Origin of the sequence: Romboutsia sp. D33t1_170424_H2, from assembly GCF_015669105.1 — a bacterium.
In the GTDB taxonomy this organism is placed as follows: Bacteria; Bacillota; Clostridia; order Peptostreptococcales; family Peptostreptococcaceae; genus Romboutsia_C; species Romboutsia_C hominis.
In genome coordinates this window covers 313973-338157 of the sequence record NZ_JADOZQ010000002.1, presented here as the reverse complement: position 1 = coordinate 338157, position 24185 = coordinate 313973, and the positions used below count along the sequence as shown (strand labels likewise).

Sequence of the window (24185 nt, the reverse complement as noted above, 5' to 3'; positions counted from 1 at the left end):
TTAAAACCTATACTCCCCTATAAGTTTTTCTTATCTACTGCTTCTTTTAATTGATTCATAGCTTTTTCTAATAACTTTCTAGAACAAGCTACATTTAATCTCATATAGCCTTCTCCACCTATTCCAAAACTTCTTCCATCATTTAATCCAAGTCTAGCTTCATTTGTAAAGAAATCAACTAATTTATCTCCCTCTAGCCCTAAATCCTTACAATCTAGCCACATTAAATATGTACAGTCTGGAGTATTTGGCTTTATTTGTGGTATATGTTCTTTACAGAAGTTATTTATATACTTAATATTACCTTCTAAGTAAGTTAATAATTGCTCTAACCATTCTTCACCATGAGCATAAGCTGCCATATTTGCCACTACACTAAATGCATTGTTTCTTTTAGAATCCAACTTTCCTTGTACATCTTCATATATCTTTTTCATTTCTAAGTTAGGAAATACTGTAGTTGATACTTGAAGACCTGCTAAATTAAAAGTCTTTGTAGCTGACATACAAGTTATAGTATTCTTTTTAAAGTCTTCATTTATAGATGCCATTGGTATATGCTTGTTATTAAATAATATTAAGTCTGAATGTATTTCATCAGATATAACCATAACATTGTTTTCTAAACATAAATTACCAAGTCTAGTTAGTTCTTCTCTACTCCAAACTCTCCCAACTGGGTTATGAGGATTACAAACTATTAAAAACTTAGCCCCATCTTTAAGCTTCTTTTCTAAGTCTTCAAAGTCCATTTGATAATCTCCATCTACTAACTTTAAAGGATTGTATACTAATTCTCCTCCCCAATCTTTTACAGCTGTAAAGAATTCCGAATATACTGGTGGTTGAACTATAACCTTATCACCTTCATTTAAAAACTCTCTCATAAAATGACACATCATTGGCATTACTCCTGTAGCATGTGCCATATACGTTGTATCAACATCCCAATTATTTCTCTTTAATTGCCACTCTCTTACTAATTCAAAGTATCTTTCTGGTCTTGATACATATCCAAACATCCCTTGATTAGCTCTTCCTATTATTGCATCTATTATAGGCTGTGCTGTTTTTAAATCCATATCAGCAATCCAAAGAGGTATTATATCATCTCTCCCAAATTTATTTTTAGCCTCATCATACTTTGCTGAAAAATTGTTACTACGATCCATTATTTCATCGAAATTATATATCATATTACTCCTCCAAATTATCCCCTAATTAAAATTATATTGTGTAACTATAGGCTTTCTATTTTTAGTCTTATCATTAAAATATTCATATAAGCATATACCTAAAAAGCTTCCAGCTATATTATATACATTTTCAAATCCTAACTGCTTAAGTGCTAATACTGCATTATAACTTCTTTGTGCACTTCTACAGTGTACATATAATATTTTATCCTTTGGTATTTCATCTAATCTATCTCTTAATTGACTTAAAGGTATGTTTTTAGCCCCTACTACATGACCTAATTCAAATTCATTTTCTTCTCTAACATCTATTATATATTCCCCATTTTCTACTAGCTCTCTAACCTTTGTAACGGGTACTTGTTTAAATGTATTGCTAAGTAAATTAGATGCTACATATCCAGCATGGTTTACTACATCCTTTGCAGTTGAAAATGTTGGTGCATAACATAACTCTAAATCTTTTAAATCTTCTACAGTTGCACCAAATTTTATAAGAGTTGCTATAACATCTACTCTTTTGTCTACACTTCCTTTACCTATAGCTTGTGCTCCTAGTATTTTTCCTGTTGGTACTTCAAATATTAATTTAAAGTGCATTGGACTTGCTCCTGGCATTAATCCAACTTTATCTGAAGGTATAACCCTTGCAACTTCATAGTCTATATTAATGTCTAATTCCTTTATCATATTTTCATTAAGACCAGTAGATGCTCCATTTAAATCAAATACCTTTATAACTGAAGAACCTATAAATCCAGTATTTCTAACTTGAATATTGTTTATATGATCTGCAACAGCTCTTGCTTGTTTTTGAGCAGGCCCTGCAAGTGGTAATCTAGTTTTTCTATGAGTTAAAGTATTATATACTTCTATTGCATCCCCTACTGCATATATATCTTTATCATTTGTACAGTAATTGTGATCTACCTTTATAGATCCAGTTTCACCTATATCTAACCCAGCTTGTTTAGCTAACTTAGTATCAGGACTAACTCCTATAGCCATAATAACTACGTCTGACTTTATTTTTCTTCCTGAATCTAGTACAGTATGTCCATCTTCAAATGCTACTACCTTATCTTCTAATATTAAATTAACACCTTTATCATCTAACTCTTTATGAAGTATTTGTACCATATCATAGTCAAATGGCTTCATTATTTGCTTAGATGCTTCTATTAATGTTACATCATATCCAGCTTCTCTAAGATTTTCAGTAACTTCAACTCCTACAAATCCTCCACCTATTACAGTTACTTTATTTTCATATGACTTATTAGCAAAATATTTTAATTTTGCTATATCAACAACATTTCTAACTGTAAATACATTTATATTTTCAATTCCAGGTATATTAGGTACTATTGGATTTGCACCAGGAGATAATATTAACTTATCGTAACTTTCTTCATACTCTTTATTATTTATTAAATCTTTAACTTTAATTTTTTTATTTGTTCTATCTATATCTATAACTTCATTATTTATTCTTGCATCTATTCTATATTGATTAAAGAACTTATCTGGTTGCATAAGAACTAAAGACTCTGCATCCTCTATAACTTCACTTAAGTGATATGGTAAACAGCAATTTGAGAAAGATACATGTGGCCCTTTTTCAAACATTATTATTTTATCATTTTCATTAAGTCTTCTAAGCCTAGCAGCAGCTGAAGCTCCACCTGCAACTCCACCTACTATTAAAATTTTCCTACTCAATTTCTTCACCTCTTTGAAATATTTTTTATAATATTAATTACTCGTTAATTTTATATCAAACCTATATTTAAATATTAACATAGTTTTTATATCATTTTATATAAGTATTTGTTATATATGATAACGTTTTGTTATATAATGTATTTATTGTAAGAATTAATTATCATTATTTGAAAAACTTTTAGGAGAGTGTTTATGAATCTTATACATTTACGTTCGTTTTACAATACTGTTAAATTTAAAAGTATATCTAAAGCTGCTAAGATGCTTCACTTAAGTCAGCCTGGTCTTAGTATGCAAATCCAAAGTCTTGAAAATACTCTTGGAGTATGTCTATTAAATAGAGGACGTCGAGGCGTTGAACTTACTGAAGAAGGTAAGATAGTTTATGATTATGCAGATGCTATATTAGCACTTGAAGATAATATACATCTTTCTTTAAAAAAACTTGAAGAAAGAAATACTGATTTAAATATAGGTTCATGTAGGAGTATGGGGGACTATGCCCTTCCTTGTACTTTATATACTTTTAAACAAATATACAGTGATATAAATATATCCATGCATATAGATAGTACTTTTTCAATTATAAAAAAAATACAAGATATGACCCTAAACTTAGGAATAATTCAAGAATCATCTGTTCCTAATGACTTAGAATGTGTATCTATACTTTCTGATGAACTTGTTTTAGTTGCAAGTCCAGATTCTACTTATAATAAAATATCTATAGATGATATTTATAATATACCAATAGTAATGAGAGAAGATTCATCTGCTACTAGGCTTAATTTAGAGAATATACTTAGAAAAAATGGTTTAGATGTTAATAAACTAAATATAATATTTTCATTTAATTCCCCTGAAGCAATAAAACAATCTGTAGTTTCTGGTAGAGGACTTTCTTTTGTTCCTAAAATTACAATTAGACAAGAACTTAGAAATCAAACTCTAAAAAAAGTTGATGTAAAAGAATTAGATACTAAATTTAATTATTATATATCTTATAGAAAAAATCATAAATTTAGTAAATCAGAAGAAATTTTTATGAAATTTATAACATCTAAATCTAGATGTTTTTGTTATTAGTAAAAATAGGTGCCTTATTCTAACTATAAAAGTTGTTTAAGGCACCTATTTTTTAAAACATGTTTTCTATAACCCTTTGTAGCATTTTCATATATCCAGCTTTATTTATATCTTTATTATTTACTAAGTCCACTTTCCCTATAGACTTTTTATTTTGATATATTTCCATCTGTCCAAGTACACTTCCCTTTTTGATAGGAAGTTTTAGATTTTCATTTAACTTAACTTTTCTTTCAAAGTTTTTATTTCCACCCTTTTTGATTAAAAGGCTTAAATCATCTTTTGCAACTAATTCTATATTTTCATCTTCAGCTTTATCTATCTTTATGTTTGCTATTTTATCATCTTTTGTACAAAGATTAACACTTTCATAATTTGCAAATCCATAGTTTAGTAAGTTAGAAGAATCTTTAAATCTTTCTGGTGAAGTTTCTGCACCTAATGTTACTGCTATTAAATGAGTATTTCCTCTTTTAGCTGATGCAGATAAACAATATTTTGCCTGTTGTGTAAATCCTGTTTTAACACCTGTTGTACCTTGATAGTGTTTTACCATCTTATTAGTATTAGCAAGTCCTACTTCTACCTTTTTCTTTCCTACTACAACCTTGTCCATCCAAGTTGTAAGGTACTTACTTATAGCTTCATGCTTTAATAGCTCTCTAGACATTAAAGCTATATCATAAGCAGTAGTGTAGTGATTATCAACTGGAAGACCATTAGTGTTTACAAAGTTAGTATCCTTCATACCTAATTCTTTAGCCTTTTTATTCATCATATCTACAAAGCCTTCTACACTTCCTCCAATATGTTCTCCCATAGCTACACAAGCGTCATTTGCTGATGCTACTGCTATACCTTTTATTAACGTATCTACATCTTGTACTTCTCCAGCTTCTAAAAATATCTGACTTCCACCCATACTAGATGCATTTTCACTTATTTGCACTTCATCTGTTAATTTTAGCTTACCACTTTCTAGTGCTTCCATACATAAAAGCATAGTCATTACTTTTGTTACACTAGCTGGTGGCAACTTTTCATGTGCTTGTTTTTCATATAAAACTTTTCCGCTACCTACATCCATAAGTACTGCGGATTTTGAGGATACATTTATGTTTCCCGTATCATTTGCAAAACTTGTATTAATAGGTATAATAGCCATTATAAATGCAACTAATATACTAGCTAGCTTTTTCATATTATACACCTCTTATGCTTAAGTTATATTAATTTTGATTATTTAATTTGTTAGAAAAATAAGTCTTATGTTCTTCTACTCTTTTTAAATGATTAGCTAAAACTTCATTTACATGTGCATTTTCTATTATTTCAAATGCATCATCATAAGTCATCCCATAATCAGCTGCAACTTCCATTTTTAGTTGCTTTAGAGCTTTTTTTGCATTTTGCTTGCTCATATTTTTACCTCCTATTAGTAAATTTCTATATGTTTTTATCTTTTACTAATATAAGGTATTTATGATTGTTATTTTTTGTAATAAAAAAAGGACTTAACTTTAAGTCCTTTTTAGTAATTTATTATTTCTTCTTCTATTTCAAACATTAATGCATCAGTATTATCTTCTATAAAGTTTATTATTTTTTCTTTTATTTAATCACACATACTAAATTCTAAACTTATACTACATATTCCTATTGATATTATCTGATGAACATCTTGATTATCTACTTCTATAATAGATACATTAAAATTATTTTGTAGTTTTTTTATTATACTTTTTACTATCATTCTTTTTTCCTTAAGGGAATGAACCCAATTTGCTCTTAAACTTATTTTTAAGACTAGTATCTTCATATATTATTTTCTCCTTAGTGAGTCTATGAAATTTATTAATAGTATTTCTATTTATAATCCTTTTCAACACTTTTAGCAAGTATTTTATTTATATCATCCATCATAGATTTAAATTTTTGCTCACTATTTAAGTAGTTATATAATTTTTTATTATTAGATACCTTTTTTCCTACAGATTCTAATTTCATAATGACTTTTTTATCTACCTCTTGGTTTCTTAGTACATATCCTTGTGCTTTAATTTGAATATCTTGATATTCCTTTAAAAGTTTTTCACAAGATTTATCTTTTTTTACTTCATTCATATTTTTTCTAAAGTCTTTATATTCCTTACTATTTCTTATTTCATTTGCTAATTTCATAGCGCTATCTTTTACTGACATAGTTTCCCCCCATAAAAAAAGATTGAATATAATAAATTATATTCAATCTTTTCTAATTATACCTCCATTATTATAGGAAGTATCATAGGATTTCTCTTTGTTCTTTGGTATAAATATTCTTTTAAGTTTTCTTTTATACTATTTTTTAAATAAGCCCACTCTTTAATATTTTTATCTTCGCAGTCTCTTAATACATCTTTTATAACATTTTTAGCTCCATCCATTAAATCTTCAGACTCTCTTACATATACAAATCCTCTAGATATTATGTCTGGTCCTGCTAATACTCTTCCTTCTTCTTTAGATATAGTAACTACAACTATCATAAGTCCATCTTCTGATAAATGCTTTCTATCTCTTAAAACAATGTTTCCTACATCTCCCACACCTAATCCATCAACTAATACATTTCCTGTTTGTATAGTTCCTGTTACCTTAGCTGAATTTCTATCTATTTCTAAAACATCTCCTGTTTTATTTACAAATATATTTTGACTAGGCATACCTAATTCTTCTGCTAGTTCTGCATGTTTTTTAAGCATTCTATACTCACCATGTGCTGGCATGAAAAACTTAGGTCTAGCTAATCTATGGATTAACTTTAATTCTTCTTGCTTAGCATGTCCTGATACGTGTATGTCTACTTCGTCATACACAACTTCTGCACCTTTTTCAAATAAGCAGTTTATTACTTTAGATATTAATTTCTCATTTCCTGGTATTGGATGAGCTGATATTATTATAAAATCTCCATTTCTTATTTCCACTTTCTTATGATCAGAACTTGCCATTCTAGCAAGAGCTGACATTGGCTCTCCTTGAGAACCTGTAGTTATTATAACTACTTCACTATCTTCATATCTGTGAAGATCGTTTAGATCTATTAGCATATTTTCAGGTACGTCTAAATATCCTAATTCACTAGCAACGCCTACTACATTTACCATAGATCTTCCTGAAACTGCAACTTTTCTTCCAAATCTTTCTGCTGCATTTATTATTTGTTGCAATCTGTGTATATTAGATGCAAATGTTGCAACTATTATTCTATTATTTTCAGCTTTTCTAAATAAATCATATAATCCTAATCCTACTGTCTTTTCAGATAATGTAGATCCTGGTCTTTCAGCATTAGTACTATCAGCTAACATTAAAAGTATACCTTTTTTACTTAGCTCACATATTCTATGCATATCCATTACATCCCCATCAATAGGTGTTAAGTCTATTTTAAAGTCACCTGTATGATATATTATTCCTTGATCTGTATGAACAGCTATAGAACAAGCATCCGGTATACTGTGATTATTTCTTATGAATTCAACATCCATATGATCTAACTTTATTATTTGTCTTGGTGTAGTAACGTTTAACTTAACGTTATTTAACTTATGTTCCTTTAACTTAACTTGTATAAGACCTATGCTTAACTTAGAACCGTACACAGGTACATTAATTTTTTTAAGTATATAAGGAAGCGCTCCTATGTGGTCTTCATGTCCATGTGTGATGAATATACCCTTTATTTTATCTCTGTTTTTGATTAAATAAGTTATATCTGGTATAACTATATCTACCCCTAACATATCATCATCTGGAAAACTTAACCCCGCATCTATAACAATTATTTCATCTTTGTATTCGATAACTGTCATGTTTTTGCCGACTTCGTTAAGACCGCCTAGTGCCATTACTTTTATCTTATTGGCGCTTTTTTTGAACAACTGCATCATCTCCTCTATGTCTATTCAGTTTTTATTAAAATTTCAACACGTTCTAAAATTTTAAATAATATCGATTCACGCACTCTTTACCAGTTATTATCATTGTACCATAATTTCATCAATAAATTAAGTAGTATTTGAAATACATTTATTGTATTATTTTGACAAAGTCAAATTATTCTGATATTCTCAAACTATAAAATAAAAATTCGCTTTGCTCATTTCTCCAAGGATATATCCTTTGTTCAAATTAAGTAAAGTTGTAATTATATACTTAAATATGCATTTTATTTAGGTATTGATTAAATAAAATTTAGCGATAAATATGCATTATATTTATCTAAATTATAATGGGAGGTTTTATGAGGGGTAAAACTCATTGTACTATAGGTGTTTTAAGTGTTATTCAAGCCTCATTATTATTTAATATACCAATATCTATTTTTAATATCATATTATCTGCATTTTTCTCTATTCTACCAGATTTAGATGAATCAAATTCAATAGTATCTGAAATGTTTTTAAAAAAGAATACTTCTAAGTTTATTTTAAAAATCACAATATATTTGATAAATGTATTTATATTTTTTATATCACTTAAAATAAATGATAACTTTTTTTTAAGCTCATTAATAACATTTATATCTATTTTTATAATAGAGTCAAAGCTTAATCATACTTTCTTAAGAAAAGTATTTATATCATTAATATTTATACTTCTCGGATTTTGTCTTTATTTAGTTAATATTAAAATATACTTTTCTATATTTTGCTTTATGCTTGCCACATTTCCTTGGCTAAAACATAGAAGTTTTTCTCACAGTATATTTGCAATAATTATAGTATATTTTTTATTAAAACAAATCGAGCTAATAACTAATATATTAAATTTATCATTTTTTGGAACTATAAGTTATGCTAGTCATATATTTTTAGGAGATTTATTTACAAGATCAGGTATTCCTCTTTTATATCCTATTAGTGATAAAAAGTTTTCTCTAGGATTTTTTAAAGTAGGTGGTTTTTTAAATAATACTATAGAGATAATATTTATTATGATTTTAACTACATTAGTAGTTTTCACTATAATAAATAAATTTAATTTATTAAATTTATCAATGTTATGGCCCTTTTAGTTATTTTAATAATTTAATAAAAAAATACTTAAAGTATTAAAACTTAGCTAAATAAAAAAGATATTAACACAAATTGTGTTAATATCTTTTTTATTTAAATCATATTTAAACTAATAATCTTATGTAAATTGTTAATTAGAGCATATACCTTACTTTTTATTATTCTCAACTTCATTAAATTTAGAATTTAATATTAATATATCTACTCTTCTATTTTTAGCCTTACCTTCTACTGTATTATTATCAGATTTTGGTCTATATTCTGAATAACCTATTGCTGATATTTTTTGAGGATTTATTCCACCATTATTTATTAAAATCTGCGCTACGTTACTAGCCCTCATTACTGATAAATCCCAGTTAGATTTAAATATTTCATTGTGCATAGGCACATTATCTGTATAACCTTCAACTCTTATATAACTATCCTTTACTAAGGATTTATTTATAATCTCACTTATTTTAACAAGTTTATTAACTTGATCTGGTTTTACGTCTGCTTTACCACTATTAAAGAATAATGAATCATTAAAGCTAACAACTAATCCTCTTTTTTCTATTGTTGTATTAACACTACCTGAAAGATTATTTTCTTTTAGATACTTATCTAACTTTTCTTTTACTTTCTCTAACTTTTCATTTTCACTTAGGCCATTTCCAGTTTCTCCACCCATATTGCTTCCAGTATCTGCTATAGCTGTTCCATCACCCATAGCCTCATTTAAAGCAGTTGTAAGTTTTTCATATTTCCCTTTATTTATACTACTCATTGCATACATTATAATGAAAAATATCATTAATAATGTTATAAAGTCTGCATAGGAAAGTAACCAACGTTCATGGTTTTCATGCTCTTCTTCTTCTTCAAATCTATTTCTTTTTTGCATGATTAACCCTCCAATTCAACGTGTTCTAAATATCTTGCTTCTAGCTTAGCTTGCTCCTTTTTATCTAAAAAACCTTTAAGCGTTTCTATAAATATTGTTGAGCTTACTTCTTGTTGAATTAATGTTATACCTTCCATTATAATTTCTTTTTCTAATTGTTCATTTTTTCCTAAATTTTTAAGTCTAGTTGCAATTGGAAGGAATATTAAGTTAGCACTTCCAAGTCCATAAAGAGTTGCTAAGAATGCAGCCGATATACTACTTCCTAAGGCATTCATATCTGCACTTGCTAGTCCTCCAAGAACGTGTATAAGACCTAAAACTGTACCAACGATACCCATAGTTGGTGCTGTTCCTCCAGCAGAGTCAAATATAGCTGCGCCCACCTTATGTCTTTTAAAACTCATTGACGCTTCAATTTCTAACATATTTCTAAGCTCTTCAGGGTGAACCCCATCAATAGCTGATAAAAGAGCCTTTTTCATAAAAGGATCCATTTTTTCTTCTTCGTCTACTTCAGATTCAATACTTAAAAAACCTTCTTTTTTTACTTTGTCTAATACATGATTAAGATATGCTATTACTTCTACTAAGTCTGCTGATTTTCTAGTAAAAGCAACTTTTAAAATTCTACCTATATTTTTTAATTGTTTAGGCGTAAATGATGTACCTAAGGAACCAATTGTTCCTCCAAATACTATTACAAGAGGAGTCCAAGAAATAAGAGCATTAGCATGCCCTCCTTCACCCATAAAACCTAGTAATAAAAATCCAAAACCTAAAAATAACGATATTAAACCAGTCATAATTCAATGTCCCTTCTATATTTTTTGTATCTTTAGAAAGCTCCACTATTCTAATATTTATAATTTATATTATCGGCTTTTATCATCATATATTAAGTATGTTTTTATATATTTAACATTTTTTATTTATGTGAATTTTATAGCTTTTATCCATTATTAAGTAGACACATTTAATAAATATCCATAATCAAAAAGGCATCTATCTTTTGATAGATGCCTTTTTATCTAGTAAAAAATATAATTTTATTTAGAACAATCTTCGCATAATCCGTAAAACTTTAAATCGTGATCTATTATTTCAAACTTATATGTTTCTTGTATCTGTTTTTCGATTGAGTCTAGTAAATCTTCTTTAACCTCTATTATCTTTGAACAATTTTTACATATTAAATGATGGTGATTATGGCTGTCTTCTTTGTCTAAGCATATTTCATATCTTATACATCCATCATCTAAGTTAAGCTTTGATATAACTCCAACATCATCTAATAACTGCATAGTTCTATAAACTGTTGCTAATCCAATTTCAGGACAATCTACTCTAACTAAATCATATATTTCTTCACTACTTAAATGTTTATCTGTATTTTTTATAAGTATTTCAACTATCGCTCTTCTTTGTGGTGTAATTTTAAATCCTGTTTCTTTTAATTTATCTTTTAATAACTCCATTGTATTCATATAATATCACCCTTGTTTTCAATTGATAATCTTTATTAATTATTTTATTTGATAATGGTCATTTTGTCAATGATTTCTAGACATTTTATTTGTTATATATAAAATCATTTAGAATTTTCAAATTTTCTTCTTTTTCCCACTTTATAACATACTTTTTACTTTCATCGCTTATACCTTCATCTCTATATTTTTCTACTGGAAACTCCAATTGCTTTATCTCATAATTAGCTAACTTTTGCGATATTAATGCTAATTTAAATATTTTATCAATAGATATATTTACATCTATATGTTTAACTACACTACTTATAACCTTTGGATAATCTTTTAAAGGTATATTAGTTAATTTGTTTGCTATATCAGTTAATATTTTTCTTTGTCTTTCATCTCGCTTATAAATGGTATCCATCTTCCTTATTCTTGCATAAGCAAGAGCTTGGTATCCATTTAATTTGTTATTTCCTACTTTGTCTATATACTTTATATTACCCTCATTTTGAGAATTTAAATCATAACAGACTTCTATAGTTTTATTAAGGTATTCTATTTCTTTTTGACTAACGTCTACTTCTACCCCTCCTATAGTATCTACTATTTCTATAAATGATTTAAAATCTACTACTGCATAATCCTTTATATCTAAATTAAAATTATTATTTATTGTTTCTAAAAGTAGTTTTTCCTTACCATAAGCATATGCATGATTTAATTTTTCATATCCTATATTAGGTATATTAACTAATGTATCTCTGGCTAGGGACGTAAGCCTTAGAGCTTTATTTTTAGTATCTATAGTTAGTATTATCATACAATCAGACCTTGATGGTTTATTAGTATTTGAACTATCTATCCCAATTAGAAGTATATTTTCAATATCATTTTTACTATTTTCTAAACTACTATTTTCTAATGAGTCAATCTTTTGTGTTATACAAATAAGTATTATAAAAAGACATAATATAAATTTTTTCATTATCATTACTCCTTATTCTTATTTGTAAATATTTTGCCTCACTATTATATTTTTACTCAAAAAATTTACTATGCTTAAGCGACGTATCGACGAAATATTTCATTTTACCAATTATATATCTTATCTAACTTATGTTTGCATCAATCTCTCAAACTAAGTATCAGTAAAATATTTTAAATTTTATATATTAAACTACTATAAATTATCCTAAAACTAAATAGTTTATAATACCTTAATATATAAAAAACTACCTATTGCTAGGTAGTCTTTTTATTATTCTTCGTCTTCGTCGAAGTTTAATCCTTCTTCTTCCATTAATGTGTTGTATACATCAACAACTATTTCATATTCTTTGTCATCTTCTAATGGAACTAATATTTCGCCTTCTTCATCTTGGTCAATTCTAAATACTAAAGCTTCTTCTGTTTCTTCTTCTAAAGGAACTAATATAGCATATTCTTTTCCTTCTGCTTCTAGTGTTAATATTATTTCAAAAGCACTTTCTTGGCCATTTTCATCGATTAAGTTTATTATATTTTCTTGCATGTTATCCACCTCTAATTCTATTTATTAACTATATTATATATCATAAACTAGTTAATTTATATATATTTTAAAAATTTCTTTGTCTATCTAAGTATCCTTGAAGTATTATTACAGCAGCTACCATATCTATAACACTTTTTCTATTTTCTCTTCTAACATTACCTTGTATAAGTGTTCTTTCTGCTGCTACTGTTGATAATCTTTCATCCCAGTATTCTATTGTTATTCCCGTTTCTTCTTGTAATAATTCACAAAACTTTATTACTTTTTCACCTTGTGGACCTAATGTTCCATTCATATTCTTAGGTAACCCTGAAACTATCTTAGTTACTTGTCTTTCTTTTATTATTTCTTTTAATGCTTCTATGTCTTTTTTCTTCCCTATTCTCTTTACTGTTTTAACTCCTTGTGCTGTAAGACCCATTAAGTCACTAACTGCAACTCCTATAGTCTTATCACCAACATCAAGTCCCATTATTCTTCCGTCTAGCATTTTTTTCTCCTTAAATTTTAAGATAGGTCAGGTTTTAACCTGACCTTTATGGTTTAATTTTTATTGTCTTCTTTGTTAAATATTATCATATTTATACTTATAATTATTATTGGTATAAGTATGTATATTGATGCAGTTGAAGCTGCTACTATTCCTGAGTCATTAACTAAAAGTGTAACTATACATCCTACCATAGATGCAATAAATCCTTTAAATAATATAGGATATTTCTTAGCTATGTCTCTAAAGTGTCTAGGTGGCTTAAATATAAACATAGCAATTATAAATATTCCTGCTAGTAATATATTAACCCATACACTAGTTTGAGCTAACTTCATATTCATTTGTATCTTTCTACCAAATGTTTGTAGTATAGCTCCTGGTCCATTTACTAGTATTTGATTTACAAATACAGATAAATGAGATTCACTTCCTGATACTACGTCTAATACTGCAAAGGCTACAACTACAGCTACTGCTGCTACTCCTAGTAATATAACCTTTTTAAAGTCTAATTTTACATCATATATAAGTAGTATAAATAATAAGTATGCTACTGATTCAGATATAGCACCACCAACGTTGGCTCCCATAGAAGGATATGCACTTGTTATTAGTATTACTATACTCATTAGGGCTACTAACCACTTAGGTATTTTTTTGTAATTTAGAAGCACTGCCATAGCAAATACAGCACTTGCTATTGTTACTCCTTCATATTCATTACCTATACCGTAGTATCTTGCACCTATTATAGCATCATAACTCATTATATTGTTTCTCATTAAATATGTTCCAAATACGGAGTCAATAACTATAACAATTATAGTTACTAAAGCAAAGAATCCCATTTGCTTTATATCATCTTTAAATAGCTTTCTACCTAATATATAAAGAATTAGTGTAGTAAGTACTATCCCAGCTGTTATAGTCATAGGTGTCTTAAAATTAAATACAGGTGCCAGAAGTAGTGCTAGTGGCATTATTATCCCTAATTTTATAAGCTCTTTTAATACATTAAATACTCGTTCTTTGTATGGTACATATTTTCTAAGTAATATAGCAATCATTCCTATTACCCAAGAAGCTGACACTATACCAACAAATGTATTTACTACATTTGCTCTTATGTCAGATACTGAAACCATTTTTACAAATTCATGTTGAATATAACCTATGTTATCATCCTTTTGAATTAATTCATAGCTTCTACCTACCATATTTTTATTTTTAAGTCCAAATTCATTTAAGATATCAACACCAACATCTATATTAGCAACTATTCCTTCTCTTCTAGTAGTTGCTGATGATAACAATCCTTTTTTATTTCCTTCAAACTTTATTATAGGAGATAATCTTCTTCTGTTTTTGTAGTCTAGATCATTTGGAAATGCACTACTTATATATACAACATCATTTTCTCCTACCATATTAAATACTTCTTTAAGGTATTTATTTATATTTTTAACTATATTTGCCTTCATACTTTTGTATGTATTATCATTTAAGAATAATCTATATTGATCTAATCTATATGTATCTCCTAAGTCAACAAATATAGCATCACTTTCATTGTAATATTTTTGAGTTTCTTTTATAAGTTTATTATAATCTGTTCTTATTCCATACGGCATAGATTCATCTTTTACATTAATATTATCAATGTTTCCACCATCTATTCTTCCGTACTCATCCATTGCAACTAAGCCTATATTTCTATTTTTTACAAGCTCTCCATTTTCAATCTTGTCACTATTTCCAAGAACTGCTGTTTTTAAATTATTTTCAGATAATGTTTGTCCAAGGGCACCTAGCATTGATCCATATTGGCCATATTCTATATTATCATTTATAGATTTATTTATATCTATATTGTTTATTGCCTTTGGTTCTTTACCTGTTACGGATTTAAAAACTTTTCCATTTTCTTTAGTTAACTCTTGAAAATCTATATACTCTTGTGCAGATACATTAACTCTTCCTCCTGCACCCATACTAGCATAAGATCTTCTATCATCAGTACCTCCATCACCTCTTATATTCATAAGGGCAACATATCCTCTATTTTTTAATTCTTTTTTAAGAGTTGGTACACTTAGCATAGTATTTAAATTAGTTCTATTCATATTAATAAATATAACTTTGCCGTGTTCATCGGCAAAGCTATATTTTGGAATAGAAACTAGGAGTATCATTAATGTTATCAACACTGATACAACCTTTTTTTTCATAAGATTGACCTACTTTCTATTTAGATAATGTGTTATTACTTCCTCTAGTATTTCATCCCTTTCAAATCTCTTTATAACAGCCCTTGCATTGTTATGACTAGTTATATAACTAGAATCACCTGATAAGATATATCCTATTAATTGGTTTATAGGATTGTACCCCTTTTCAACTAGTGATTGATATACAAATTTTATTGTATCACTAATACTCATATTTTCAGATTCAAATCCTTCAAATTTCACAGTACTATCAAAATTATTATTCATGTTAAATCCCCCTTATTAAAATTATTTTATTTGAGATTTTACAACTTCACTAGCTCCATTTAATACTTCTTCTACTTTTTCTACATCTGGTGCACCAGCTTGAGCCATATTAGGTCTTCCTCCACCTTTTCCACCAGCTATAGCTGCTATAGATTTAACTATATTTCCAGAGTGTATTCCTTTATCTACTGCATCCTTAGTAGCAGTTACAACAAGATTTAACTTATCATCAGCTACATTTGCTAAAACAACAACTCCACTTTGTAATTTGTCTCTTAAGTTATCTGCTACTTCTTTTAAAGTATTCATATCCATTCCTTCAAATTTAGCAGTAACTAAGTTAACTCCATTTACATCAACCTTTGAATCAAGTACTGATTCTATTGATTGTAAACTCATCTTAGTTTTAACATCGTGTAATTCTTTAGCTAAGTTTTTGTTTTCTTCTAATAAAGCTACTACTCTTGTAATTAAGCTATCTTCTTTAGTTTTTAAGCTTGAACAAACATTAGCTATTACATCTTCTTTTCCATTTAAGTAGTTGTAAACTGCCTTACCTGTTATAGCTTCTATTCTTCTAACTCCTGCAGCTACTCCACCTTCAGATAATATCTTAAACATTCCTATTTGAGAAGTGTTAGTTAAGTGAGTTCCTCCACAAAGTTCTATAGAATAATCTCCCATAGAAACAACTCTTACTTCATCACCATATTTTTCTCCAAATAAAGCCATAGCACCTTTATTTTTAGCATCTGTTATACTCATATTTTCACAAGTTATATCTAAAGCATCAAATATTATATCATTTACTTTTTCTTCTATAACTTTTATTTCCTCTTTAGTTATAGCTTCAAAATGAGTTACGTCAAATCTTAATCTATCTTCTGTAACTAAAGAACCTGCTTGATTAACATGTTCTCCTAATACTTCTTTTAATACTTTATGAAGTATGTGAGTAGCACTATGGTTTCTAGCACAAGCCATTCTTCTTTCTTTATCTACTTTAACAAATAAAGTTTCTCCTACATTTATTTTACCACTTCTTACAACAACTATGTGTTTTATAGTATTGTTTGGACCTTTTTTAGTATCAACAACATCTATTACGATATCTTCATTTTTATTAACTAAAGTACCTTTATCTCCTGCTTGACCTCCACCTTCTGGATAGAAAGTAGTTTTATCAAGTACTATTATAGCTTCATCACCTGCTTCAACACTTTCAACTATTTCATTATCCTTAACTATTGCCTTAACAGTAGCTTCTTCATTTAAGTTGTTATATCCTTCAAATGATGTGCATATAGACTTATCTAATTGAGATACTGCATCTTTTTCCCAAGCTACAGAGTCCATATTTCCTCTAGCATCTCTTGCTGCTTGTCTTTGCTTTTCCATTTCAGCATGGAATCCTTCTTCATCTATAGTCATATGTTCTTCTTCTAATATTTCTCTAGTTAAGTCAACAGGGAATCCATAAGTATCGTATAGTTTGAATGCATTTTCTCCACTTAATACTGTCTTTTCTTCTTTTCTTAAATCTTCCATATAAGAAGCTAATATTTCTATACCTTTATCTATAGTTTCATTAAACTTTTCTTCTTCTATTCTTATAACTTTTTGTACATAGTCTCTCTTTTCAACTAGCTCTGGGTAAGCTTCTCCACTTACTTTTATAACTTCGTCAACTAATTTATATAAGAATGATTCCTTCATTCCAAGTAATTTTCCATTACGAGCAGCTCTTCTAAGTAATCTTCTAAGAACGTATCCTCTTCCTTCATTTGATGGAAGTACACCATCTGATACTAAGAAACTAACACTTCTTATATGGTCAGTTATTATTCTTATAGATTTATCATTCTTAGCATCTTTTCCATAAGTTGTATTAGTTATTTTTTCAACAGAGTTTAATATATGCTTTATAGTATCGACTTCAAATATAGTGTCAACACCTTGCATTATACAAGCCATTCTTTCAAGACCCATACCTGTATCTATGTTTTTATGCTCAAGTGGGTTGTAGTTTCCATCTTCATCTTTGTTAAATTGAGAGAATACGTGATTCCAGAATTCTAAGTATCTATCACAATCACATCCTGGCTTACAATCTGGATTGTCACACCCATATTCAGGACCTCTATCAAAATGTATTTCTGAACAAGGACCACAAGCACCAGTACCTATTTCCCAGAAGTTATCTTCTTTACCAAGTCTAACTATTCTTTCTTTAGGTATACCTATTTCTTTTTCCCATATTTCGTAAGCTTCATCATCTTCTAAGTATACACTTACCCATATTTTATCTTGAGGTATGTTTAAATGTTCTGTAACAAATTCCCATCCCCACTTTAATGTTTCATGCTTAAAGTAATCTCCGAAAGAGAAGTTACCTAGCATTTCAAATAATGTAGCATGTCTAGCTGTAACACCTACATTTTCTATATCACCTGTTCTTATACATTTTTGACAAGTTGACATTCTCTTGCTTGGTGGTACTTCAGCACCTGTAAAGTAGTTTTTAAGCGGTGCCATACCTGCATTTATTAATAATAAACTTTTGTCATTTTGTGGAACTAGTGAATAACTTGGTTGCACTAAATGACCTTTAGATTCAAAGAAGTTTAAAAATTTACTTCTTATTTCATTTAATCCCATTGATTGCATTATTTTTTCCTCCTTAATTATGTATTACAAATTTGCATATAAAAAAGCTCGCCACTATAACATAGTATAGGGGCGAGCTTATTCTCGCGGTACCACCCTACTTACTGAATATTCAGTATCTTCGGAAAACCTTAAGTTATAACGGAACTACCGTCGACTCATACTATTATTTCAAAATCGATACTCAAAGACTGCTTCAATTAATCTATCATAAGAACTCTCACCAATATTCTCTCTCTGTAAAGCTTCAATTAATTTACTATTTCTTTTCACTGTATTTAATATATTTGTTTTATTACATTATATTACTAAATTATGTTGAAATAATCAATAGTATTTTGCTACACATATAAATTTATATTCATATTGTTTCACAAATACTTGTAATTTTATCTTAGTTATTAATAAAATAGCTTTATAAAGCTAAGTCTATGATTCCTCCGCCAACTACAACATCACCGTTGTACATAACAACTGATTGACCTTTAGTTATAGCCCTTTGTGGCTCATCAAATACTATCTTTATAGCATCTTCTCCGTGCTTGTATACAGTAGCTGGTGATGGCTTAGCTGAATATCTAATTTTAGCTTCAACTCTTATAGGTTCGTCTTCTTTTACACCATCTATTGATATAAAGTTTACATCTTTAGCTATTAATACTTTATTAAATATATCTTCATTATCTCCAAGTACAACTGTATTTCTAACAGGGTCTATATCAACAACAAACATAGGCTTACCAAGCGCTATTCCTAGACCTTTTCTTTGACCTATAGTATAGTTTATTATACCTTTGTGTTTTCCTAATACATTTCCTTTAGTATCTACAAAGAATCCTTCTTCAATTCTTTTTTTAGAATGTTTTTTAACATATCCAGCATAATCATTGTCTTTGACAAAGCATATTTCTTGACTATCTGGCTTATTATGAACATCCATGCCCATTTCTTTTGCTATTTCTCTAACTCTATCCTTTTCATAATCTCCTATTGGAAGTAAAGTATGTTCTAACTGCTCTTGAGTTAAGTTGTATAAAGCATAAGTTTGGTCTTTTTTATCTGTAACAGATTTTTTAAGTAAAAATCTTCCGCTTTCTTCATCTTTTTCTATTTTTGCATAATGTCCTGTAGCTACATAATCACATCCTATTTGACGAGCTTTTCTAAAGAAGTCATCAAATTTTATGTGCTTATTACAAGATATACAAGGATTAGGGGTTCTTCCATTTAAATATTCGTCTATAAATGGTTCTATAACTTTTTCCTTAAATACATCACTAAAGTTTAATACATAAAAAGGTATACCTATCTTGTCAGCAACTTGTCTCGCATCTTCAACAGCTGCTAATGAACAACATCCACCTTCATTTTCTATAAGTTCATCATCATCATCTTGCCATAATTTCATAGTAACACCTATTACATCATATCCTTGCTCTTTTAAAAGATACGCTGCAACAGAGCTGTCTACTCCACCACTCATACCGATCATAACTCTTTTTTTCATAACGTCACCTTCTTTTGTTAATTACATTTATCTTACTATTATATATATTTTTATAACTTTTTAAAAGGATAATAGCATAATTTTTCAATATATAAAATATAATATCCCTTTTAAGTATTAACTTAAAAGGGATATTATATCATCTATTACTTAATAAATTACATTTCTTCCTCTTCTATATCATGGTGATGATCATGATCATCATCTATAACAACACCATCTAATTCTGGTATGTGTATATTGTGCTTTTTAGAATAATCTATTAAAGCTGATTTTATAGCTTGTTCAGCAAGTACTGAGCAGTGCATTTTAACTGGTGGTAAACCATCTAAAGCTTCAGCAACAGCTTTGTTTGTTACTGCTAATGCCTCATTTATAGTTTTACCTTTTACCATTTCTGTAGCCATTGATGAACTAGCTATTGCTGATCCACATCCAAAAGTTTTAAATTTAACGTCTTTTATAACTTTTGTATCTTCATCTATATCAAGATATATTCTCATTATATCTCCACATTTAGCGTTTCCTACTTCGCCTATTCCACTAGCATTTTCTATTTCTCCTATATTTCTTGGATTCATGAAATGATCCATAACTTTTTCACTATATTGCATGATGTTATCCTCCTTTAATTTTATATATTAAATCTTCCCGATATTATTTGTCTTTGTTTTCTTTTATAAATTTGTCATATAGAGGTGACATACTTCTTAATCTCTCTATAACTGTTGGTAATTGTTCTATTATATAATCTATGTCTTCTTCAGTTGTAAAGTCTCCTATAGATAATCTTAAAGAACCATGTGCTATTTCATGAGGTAATCCTATAGCCATTAAAACATGTGATGGATCTAATGAACCTGATGTACATGCAGAACCACTTGATGCAGCTATACCTAACATGTCTAGCATTAATAGTATTCCTTCTCCTTCTATAAATTCAAATGAGAAGTTAACATTTCCTGGTAATCTATGTTCCATACTTCCGTTAACTCTTGTGTATGGTATATTTTCAAGTATTCCATCTATTAATCTTTTTCTTAATGCAGTAAGTCTTTCTATATGGTTATCCATATTTTTTTTAGCCATTTCTGCTGCTTTTCCATATCCAACTATTGCAGGTATATTTTCAGTACCAGCTCTTCTTCTTCTTTCTTGTGCTCCACCGTGTACAAATGAATGTAACTTTGTTCCAGTTTTGATGTATAAAGCACCTATTCCTTTAGGTCCATATATCTTGTGAGAAGACATACTCATTAAGTCTATATTTAATTCTTTAACATCTATATTAATATTTCCAGCTGCTTGAACTGCATCTGTGTGGAATATTATATTATGTTTTTTAGCTATTTCACCTATTTCTTTTATAGGTTGTATAGTTCCTATTTCGTTATTTGCAAACATTATAGTTATTAATATTGTAGTGTCTTTTATAGCTTTTTCTAATTCATCTAATTTAATTCTACCTTCAGCATCAACATCTAGGTAAGTTACTTCAAATCCATGATATTTTTCTAAGTATTCGCATACATGAAGTATACCATGGTGTTCTATTTTAGATGTTATTATGTGGTTTCCTTTATGTTTATTAGAGAAAGCAACTCCTTCTATTGCCCAGTTATCACTTTCTGTTCCACCAGCTGTAAAGTATATTTCATTTGGTTTTGCATTTATAAGGTTTGCTACTTGCCCTCTAGCTTTATCTAATGCAGCTTTTGCTTCTCTTCCGAATGTATGAAAACTAGATGCATTCCCGAAATAATCTGTTAAATAAGGCATCATTTCATCTAGTACTTCTTTTTTAACAGGTGTTGTAGCTGAATAATCCATATATAATCTTCTTTTTTCCATTTTGTATTCGCTCCAATCTACTTTAATAAATTTGTTATATCACAGTCTAATTTGTTTTTGTTGTAATCATCTATCATGTCTTGAAGGTTTATAGCATTTATTACATCCTCTATTCCCTTCTTTAATTTTTCCCAAACGACTTTTGTAACGCATATATTTGAATTTTCACAAATATCCTCATCTATAACACAATCTGAAATTGATATAGGTCCTTCTAGCACTACTAAAATATCCCCTACTTTTATTTCTTCAGGTTTTTTAGCTAGCAAATATCCACCTTGTGCACCTCTTACACTTTTAACAAGTCCAGATTTCTTAAGTGATGAAAATATCTGCTCTAAATATTGTTCTGATATATTTTGTTTTTTAGCTATATATTTTAATGGAACTGGTCCATTCTCTTCATTTAGAGATAATTCAAACATAGCTTTAAGCCCATATCTACCTTTAGTTGATAGTTTCATATATTATCACCCTTTACTCAATTACAATTCATAGTAATTTACTAGGTTTTATCTTCAATATTATTTTATTATATCCTAGTAATTTTGTCAACATTAAATTCATACTAATTTACTAGGTTTTATTTTTTCACATTCACTAATTAAAATGCTTTATTTATACTATATATATACCACCTTTTTTATAGCGTAAACATATTATTTTTTTAATTTTTCTAAATATTTTTTATAAGTAAAAAAGACCGTATTTAAACAGTCTCTTTATAATTACTTTTTTTGAATAGGAAATTAAAAAATCCTCTTATTCCATTAAACATAACTATTATTACAACCAGTATTATTATTCCAGTAATAGCTCCACTTGAATCTATAAATACATCCTTTATACTTCCAACTCTTCCAGCTACTGATAGTTGTCTCATTTCATCGTAATAAGCATATAAAGCACTTATTATAAATGCTAGTGTAGCTGATATAAATACTCTTTTAGTAAATACATAAAGCATTAAACATAAAGAGATGCCAATACATGAATATATACTAAAATGAGCTAATTTTCTAACTATATAACTTTTGCTTCCATATCTTTTCAAAACATTAAATACTTTATCTTTTATACTTATTAACTTACTATCTTTTAGAGTAACCTCTTGTCTTACTTCATCAACTATTTTAACAACTTTATCTGATTGTATTTTAGATACATTACCTTCTTGGCTTGAAAAATAATACATAGTTCCCATTGCTAAAATAACTAATACTAAGCAAATTATTTTTTTCATGGTAGTATCACCTCTTTTATATTTAATGATTATACATTATATAATTATACAAGTCCAATTTTTACAAAAAATATATCCTATAATACTCACTAAATAATAAAGTTTTTTCTTAAACTTTAGTCATGTCTATATTGTTTGAATATAAAATAGGGTATCTCCCAATAAGAGGACACCCTAAGCATAATAAATACTCCATTTTCCTATTTCTTTAAATCCTAATTTTCTATATATCTTTCCTGCTTCTTCATTATCATAAAATAAACACGGAATTTTTCCTTCTTCTAATAATTCTCTGCATAACTTGCTTATACATACAGTTGCATAACCTTTATTTCTGTAATTTGGATGAGTCCCTACACCAACTATAAGTCCATATTTTTGGCTTTCTAATGTACTCTTTGCCATAGCAACAACTTGTTTATCACATGGTATATAATAACCCCTTCCAGTTTTTAGAAGATTTTTTATGTTTTCTACTGTAGTGTTTTCAAATTCTTCTATAACTTCATATAATTTTACCACTTTACCTATATTACCAAATCTAATCTTTTTTACATTTGAACTTCTCATTGTATTTTCTAAATTTTTGGTTGTAAGTAACTTACAAAAACTAACTATTCTTTTTCTATTGATATTTAAATTTTTTTCAAATTTTTCTAAACATGCTGTTTTACCACTTATTTCAGTATAATCTAATTTGTCTATAAAGTTAGAAAATCTCTTTACATTAAATTTAGAATGAGAATAAAATGTTAAAAAATCTAAATATTTAACTAATACTCCTTCTATATTGCCACTTCTATCTATATCTGCCCATACACTAAAAAAACTATTATCATATCCAAATCTTTCAATATCCCCAACTATAAATAAATTAAATTCAGGTTCCTTGCTTAAATAATCAACTACCTTCTTATGATATTTTTCATCTATTTTCAAAATCATATACTTCCCCCTGATATAA

24 protein-coding genes and 1 other annotated feature are annotated in these 24185 nt (G+C 28.2%); of the genes, 2 read left to right on the top strand and 22 right to left on the bottom strand.

Annotated features, from left to right (window positions below; all coding sequences use genetic code 11):
- Positions 1-17 precede the first annotated feature (17 nt).
- Positions 18-1196: a MalY/PatB family protein gene (locus I4U66_RS04585; RefSeq protein ID WP_195928533.1), complete on the bottom strand. Its 1179-nt coding sequence runs from the start codon at positions 1194-1196 to the stop codon at positions 18-20.
- Positions 1197-1217: 21 nt separating this feature from the next.
- Entirely contained in the window at positions 1218-2918 is a 1701-nt protein-coding gene (locus tag I4U66_RS04580) for an FAD-dependent oxidoreductase (protein WP_195928532.1), read from the bottom strand.
- Positions 2919-3113: 195 nt separating this feature from the next.
- On the opposite strand from I4U66_RS04580, the gene I4U66_RS04575 reads away from it, so the two are divergent.
- Positions 3114-4007, top strand: a complete 894-nt coding sequence (locus tag I4U66_RS04575) for a LysR family transcriptional regulator (RefSeq protein ID WP_195928531.1) — start codon at positions 3114-3116, stop codon at positions 4005-4007.
- 52 nt (positions 4008-4059) lie between these two features.
- Here the strand turns inward: I4U66_RS04575 and I4U66_RS04570 are convergent, their stop codons facing one another.
- From I4U66_RS04570 to I4U66_RS04550, 5 genes are all read right to left on the bottom strand, one after another.
- Complete coding sequence (locus I4U66_RS04570; protein ID WP_092924631.1) at positions 4060-5208, bottom strand: D-alanyl-D-alanine carboxypeptidase family protein; 1149 nt, start codon at positions 5206-5208, stop codon at positions 4060-4062.
- A 28-nt stretch (positions 5209-5236) separates the two neighbouring features.
- On the bottom strand, positions 5237-5428 hold the full coding sequence (locus I4U66_RS04565) for a CD1290 family small acid-soluble spore protein (protein ID WP_092924629.1): 192 nt from the start codon (positions 5426-5428) through the stop codon (positions 5237-5239).
- Positions 5429-5622: 194 nt separating this feature from the next.
- Entirely contained in the window at positions 5623-5826 is a 204-nt protein-coding gene (locus tag I4U66_RS04560) for a DUF503 domain-containing protein (protein ID WP_330615395.1), read from the bottom strand.
- Between the two features lie 47 nt (positions 5827-5873).
- Complete coding sequence (locus I4U66_RS04555) at positions 5874-6209, bottom strand: YlbF family regulator (RefSeq protein ID WP_092924625.1); 336 nt, start codon at positions 6207-6209, stop codon at positions 5874-5876.
- Between the two features lie 56 nt (positions 6210-6265).
- Complete coding sequence (locus I4U66_RS04550; protein WP_092924623.1) at positions 6266-7939, bottom strand: ribonuclease J; 1674 nt, start codon at positions 7937-7939, stop codon at positions 6266-6268.
- Between the two features lie 356 nt (positions 7940-8295).
- Here I4U66_RS04550 and I4U66_RS04545 point away from each other — a divergent pair, with 356 nt between their 5' ends.
- Complete coding sequence (locus tag I4U66_RS04545) at positions 8296-9069, top strand: metal-dependent hydrolase (RefSeq protein WP_195928530.1); 774 nt, start codon at positions 8296-8298, stop codon at positions 9067-9069.
- A gap of 149 nt (positions 9070-9218) precedes the next feature.
- Here I4U66_RS04545 and I4U66_RS04540 read toward each other — a convergent pair whose 3' ends face one another.
- The 15 genes from I4U66_RS04540 to I4U66_RS04470 all read right to left on the bottom strand — a co-directional run bounded on the left by I4U66_RS04540 (position 9219) and on the right by I4U66_RS04470 (position 24166).
- The gene (locus tag I4U66_RS04540; protein ID WP_092924619.1) at positions 9219-9956 is read right to left on the bottom strand and encodes a flagellar motor protein MotB; all 738 of its coding nucleotides are present in this window, start codon (positions 9954-9956) and stop codon (positions 9219-9221) included.
- A 2-nt stretch (positions 9957-9958) separates the two neighbouring features.
- Complete coding sequence (locus I4U66_RS04535) at positions 9959-10762, bottom strand: motility protein A (protein ID WP_195581337.1); 804 nt, start codon at positions 10760-10762, stop codon at positions 9959-9961.
- Positions 10763-11005: 243 nt separating this feature from the next.
- Positions 11006-11443 carry a Fur family transcriptional regulator gene (locus tag I4U66_RS04530; protein WP_195581339.1) on the bottom strand — a complete coding sequence of 146 codons (438 nt, stop codon included), beginning with the start codon at positions 11441-11443 and terminating at the stop codon, positions 11006-11008.
- 85 nt (positions 11444-11528) lie between these two features.
- Positions 11529-12416 carry an LCP family protein gene (locus tag I4U66_RS04525; protein WP_195581340.1) on the bottom strand — a complete coding sequence of 296 codons (888 nt, stop codon included), beginning with the start codon at positions 12414-12416 and terminating at the stop codon, positions 11529-11531.
- 273 nt (positions 12417-12689) lie between these two features.
- On the bottom strand, positions 12690-12962 hold the full coding sequence (locus tag I4U66_RS04520) for a DUF1292 domain-containing protein (protein ID WP_092924610.1): 273 nt from the start codon (positions 12960-12962) through the stop codon (positions 12690-12692).
- Between the two features lie 67 nt (positions 12963-13029).
- Positions 13030-13455, bottom strand: coding sequence for a Holliday junction resolvase RuvX (gene ruvX / locus I4U66_RS04515; protein ID WP_092924608.1), 426 nt, complete (start codon positions 13453-13455; stop codon positions 13030-13032).
- A gap of 53 nt (positions 13456-13508) precedes the next feature.
- Entirely contained in the window at positions 13509-15686 is a 2178-nt protein-coding gene (locus tag I4U66_RS04510) for a hypothetical protein (protein WP_092924606.1), read from the bottom strand.
- A gap of 9 nt (positions 15687-15695) precedes the next feature.
- The gene (locus tag I4U66_RS04505; protein WP_092924604.1) at positions 15696-15953 is read right to left on the bottom strand and encodes an IreB family regulatory phosphoprotein; all 258 of its coding nucleotides are present in this window, start codon (positions 15951-15953) and stop codon (positions 15696-15698) included.
- 21 nt (positions 15954-15974) lie between these two features.
- Positions 15975-18620 (bottom strand): alanine--tRNA ligase, encoded by a 2646-nt coding sequence (gene alaS, locus I4U66_RS04500; RefSeq protein WP_195928529.1) that lies wholly within the window; start codon positions 18618-18620, stop codon positions 15975-15977.
- Between the two features lie 65 nt (positions 18621-18685).
- Positions 18686-18902 (bottom strand) — a binding site (T-box leader).
- Positions 18903-19035: 133 nt separating this feature from the next.
- On the bottom strand, positions 19036-20127 hold the full coding sequence (mnmA, locus tag I4U66_RS04495; protein WP_195928528.1) for a tRNA 2-thiouridine(34) synthase MnmA: 1092 nt from the start codon (positions 20125-20127) through the stop codon (positions 19036-19038).
- A 158-nt stretch (positions 20128-20285) separates the two neighbouring features.
- Positions 20286-20741: a Fe-S cluster assembly scaffold protein NifU gene (gene nifU / locus I4U66_RS04490; protein WP_195928527.1), complete on the bottom strand. Its 456-nt coding sequence runs from the start codon at positions 20739-20741 to the stop codon at positions 20286-20288.
- 43 nt (positions 20742-20784) lie between these two features.
- A complete protein-coding gene (nifS, locus tag I4U66_RS04485) occupies positions 20785-21978 on the bottom strand; it encodes a cysteine desulfurase NifS (protein WP_195928526.1) in 1194 nt (397 codons plus the stop codon).
- Between the two features lie 17 nt (positions 21979-21995).
- Positions 21996-22442 (bottom strand): RrF2 family transcriptional regulator, encoded by a 447-nt coding sequence (locus I4U66_RS04480; RefSeq protein WP_092924594.1) that lies wholly within the window; start codon positions 22440-22442, stop codon positions 21996-21998.
- A gap of 245 nt (positions 22443-22687) precedes the next feature.
- Positions 22688-23221 carry a VanZ family protein gene (locus tag I4U66_RS04475; protein ID WP_195928525.1) on the bottom strand — a complete coding sequence of 178 codons (534 nt, stop codon included), beginning with the start codon at positions 23219-23221 and terminating at the stop codon, positions 22688-22690.
- 174 nt (positions 23222-23395) lie between these two features.
- Entirely contained in the window at positions 23396-24166 is a 771-nt protein-coding gene (locus I4U66_RS04470) for a GNAT family N-acetyltransferase (protein WP_195928524.1), read from the bottom strand.
- Positions 24167-24185: the final 19 nt, after the last annotated feature.

Bases quoted from the DNA above. Each gene is read 5' to 3' on its own strand.
- I4U66_RS04510 (WP_092924606.1), bottom strand. From the start codon at position 15,686: ATGAAAAAAAAGGTTGTATCAGTGTTGATAACATTAATGATACTCCTA.
- alaS (WP_195928529.1), bottom strand. From the start codon at position 18,620: ATGCAATCAATGGGATTAAATGAAATAAGAAGTAAATTTTTAAACTTC.
- I4U66_RS04525 (WP_195581340.1), bottom strand. From the start codon at position 12,416: ATGAAAAAATTTATATTATGTCTTTTTATAATACTTATTTGTATAACA.
- I4U66_RS04535 (WP_195581337.1), bottom strand. From the start codon at position 10,762: ATGACTGGTTTAATATCGTTATTTTTAGGTTTTGGATTTTTATTACTA.
- ruvX (WP_092924608.1), bottom strand. From the start codon at position 13,455: ATGCTAGACGGAAGAATAATGGGACTTGATGTTGGTGATAAGACTATA.
- I4U66_RS04550 (WP_092924623.1), bottom strand. From the start codon at position 7,939: ATGCAGTTGTTCAAAAAAAGCGCCAATAAGATAAAAGTAATGGCACTA.
- nifU (WP_195928527.1), bottom strand. From the start codon at position 20,741: ATGCAATATAGTGAAAAAGTTATGGATCATTTCATGAATCCAAGAAAT.
- I4U66_RS04470 (WP_195928524.1), bottom strand. From the start codon at position 24,166: ATGATTTTGAAAATAGATGAAAAATATCATAAGAAGGTAGTTGATTAT.
- mnmA (WP_195928528.1), bottom strand. From the start codon at position 20,127: ATGAAAAAAAGAGTTATGATCGGTATGAGTGGTGGAGTAGACAGCTCT.
- I4U66_RS04545 (WP_195928530.1), top strand. From the start codon at position 8,296: ATGAGGGGTAAAACTCATTGTACTATAGGTGTTTTAAGTGTTATTCAA.
- I4U66_RS04575 (WP_195928531.1), top strand. From the start codon at position 3,114: ATGAATCTTATACATTTACGTTCGTTTTACAATACTGTTAAATTTAAA.
- nifS (WP_195928526.1), bottom strand. From the start codon at position 21,978: ATGGAAAAAAGAAGATTATATATGGATTATTCAGCTACAACACCTGTT.
- I4U66_RS04540 (WP_092924619.1), bottom strand. From the start codon at position 9,956: ATGCAAAAAAGAAATAGATTTGAAGAAGAAGAAGAGCATGAAAACCAT.
- I4U66_RS04475 (WP_195928525.1), bottom strand. From the start codon at position 23,221: ATGAAAAAAATAATTTGCTTAGTATTAGTTATTTTAGCAATGGGAACT.
- I4U66_RS04555 (WP_092924625.1), bottom strand. From the start codon at position 6,209: ATGTCAGTAAAAGATAGCGCTATGAAATTAGCAAATGAAATAAGAAAT.
- I4U66_RS04520 (WP_092924610.1), bottom strand. From the start codon at position 12,962: ATGCAAGAAAATATAATAAACTTAATCGATGAAAATGGCCAAGAAAGT.
- I4U66_RS04480 (WP_092924594.1), bottom strand. From the start codon at position 22,442: ATGAAACTATCAACTAAAGGTAGATATGGGCTTAAAGCTATGTTTGAA.
- I4U66_RS04560 (WP_330615395.1), bottom strand. From the start codon at position 5,826: ATGAAGATACTAGTCTTAAAAATAAGTTTAAGAGCAAATTGGGTTCAT.
- I4U66_RS04530 (WP_195581339.1), bottom strand. From the start codon at position 11,443: ATGAATACAATGGAGTTATTAAAAGATAAATTAAAAGAAACAGGATTT.
- I4U66_RS04585 (WP_195928533.1), bottom strand. From the start codon at position 1,196: ATGATATATAATTTCGATGAAATAATGGATCGTAGTAACAATTTTTCA.
- I4U66_RS04505 (WP_092924604.1), bottom strand. From the start codon at position 15,953: ATGAATAATAATTTTGATAGTACTGTGAAATTTGAAGGATTTGAATCT.
- I4U66_RS04565 (WP_092924629.1), bottom strand. From the start codon at position 5,428: ATGAGCAAGCAAAATGCAAAAAAAGCTCTAAAGCAACTAAAAATGGAA.
- I4U66_RS04570 (WP_092924631.1), bottom strand. From the start codon at position 5,208: ATGAAAAAGCTAGCTAGTATATTAGTTGCATTTATAATGGCTATTATA.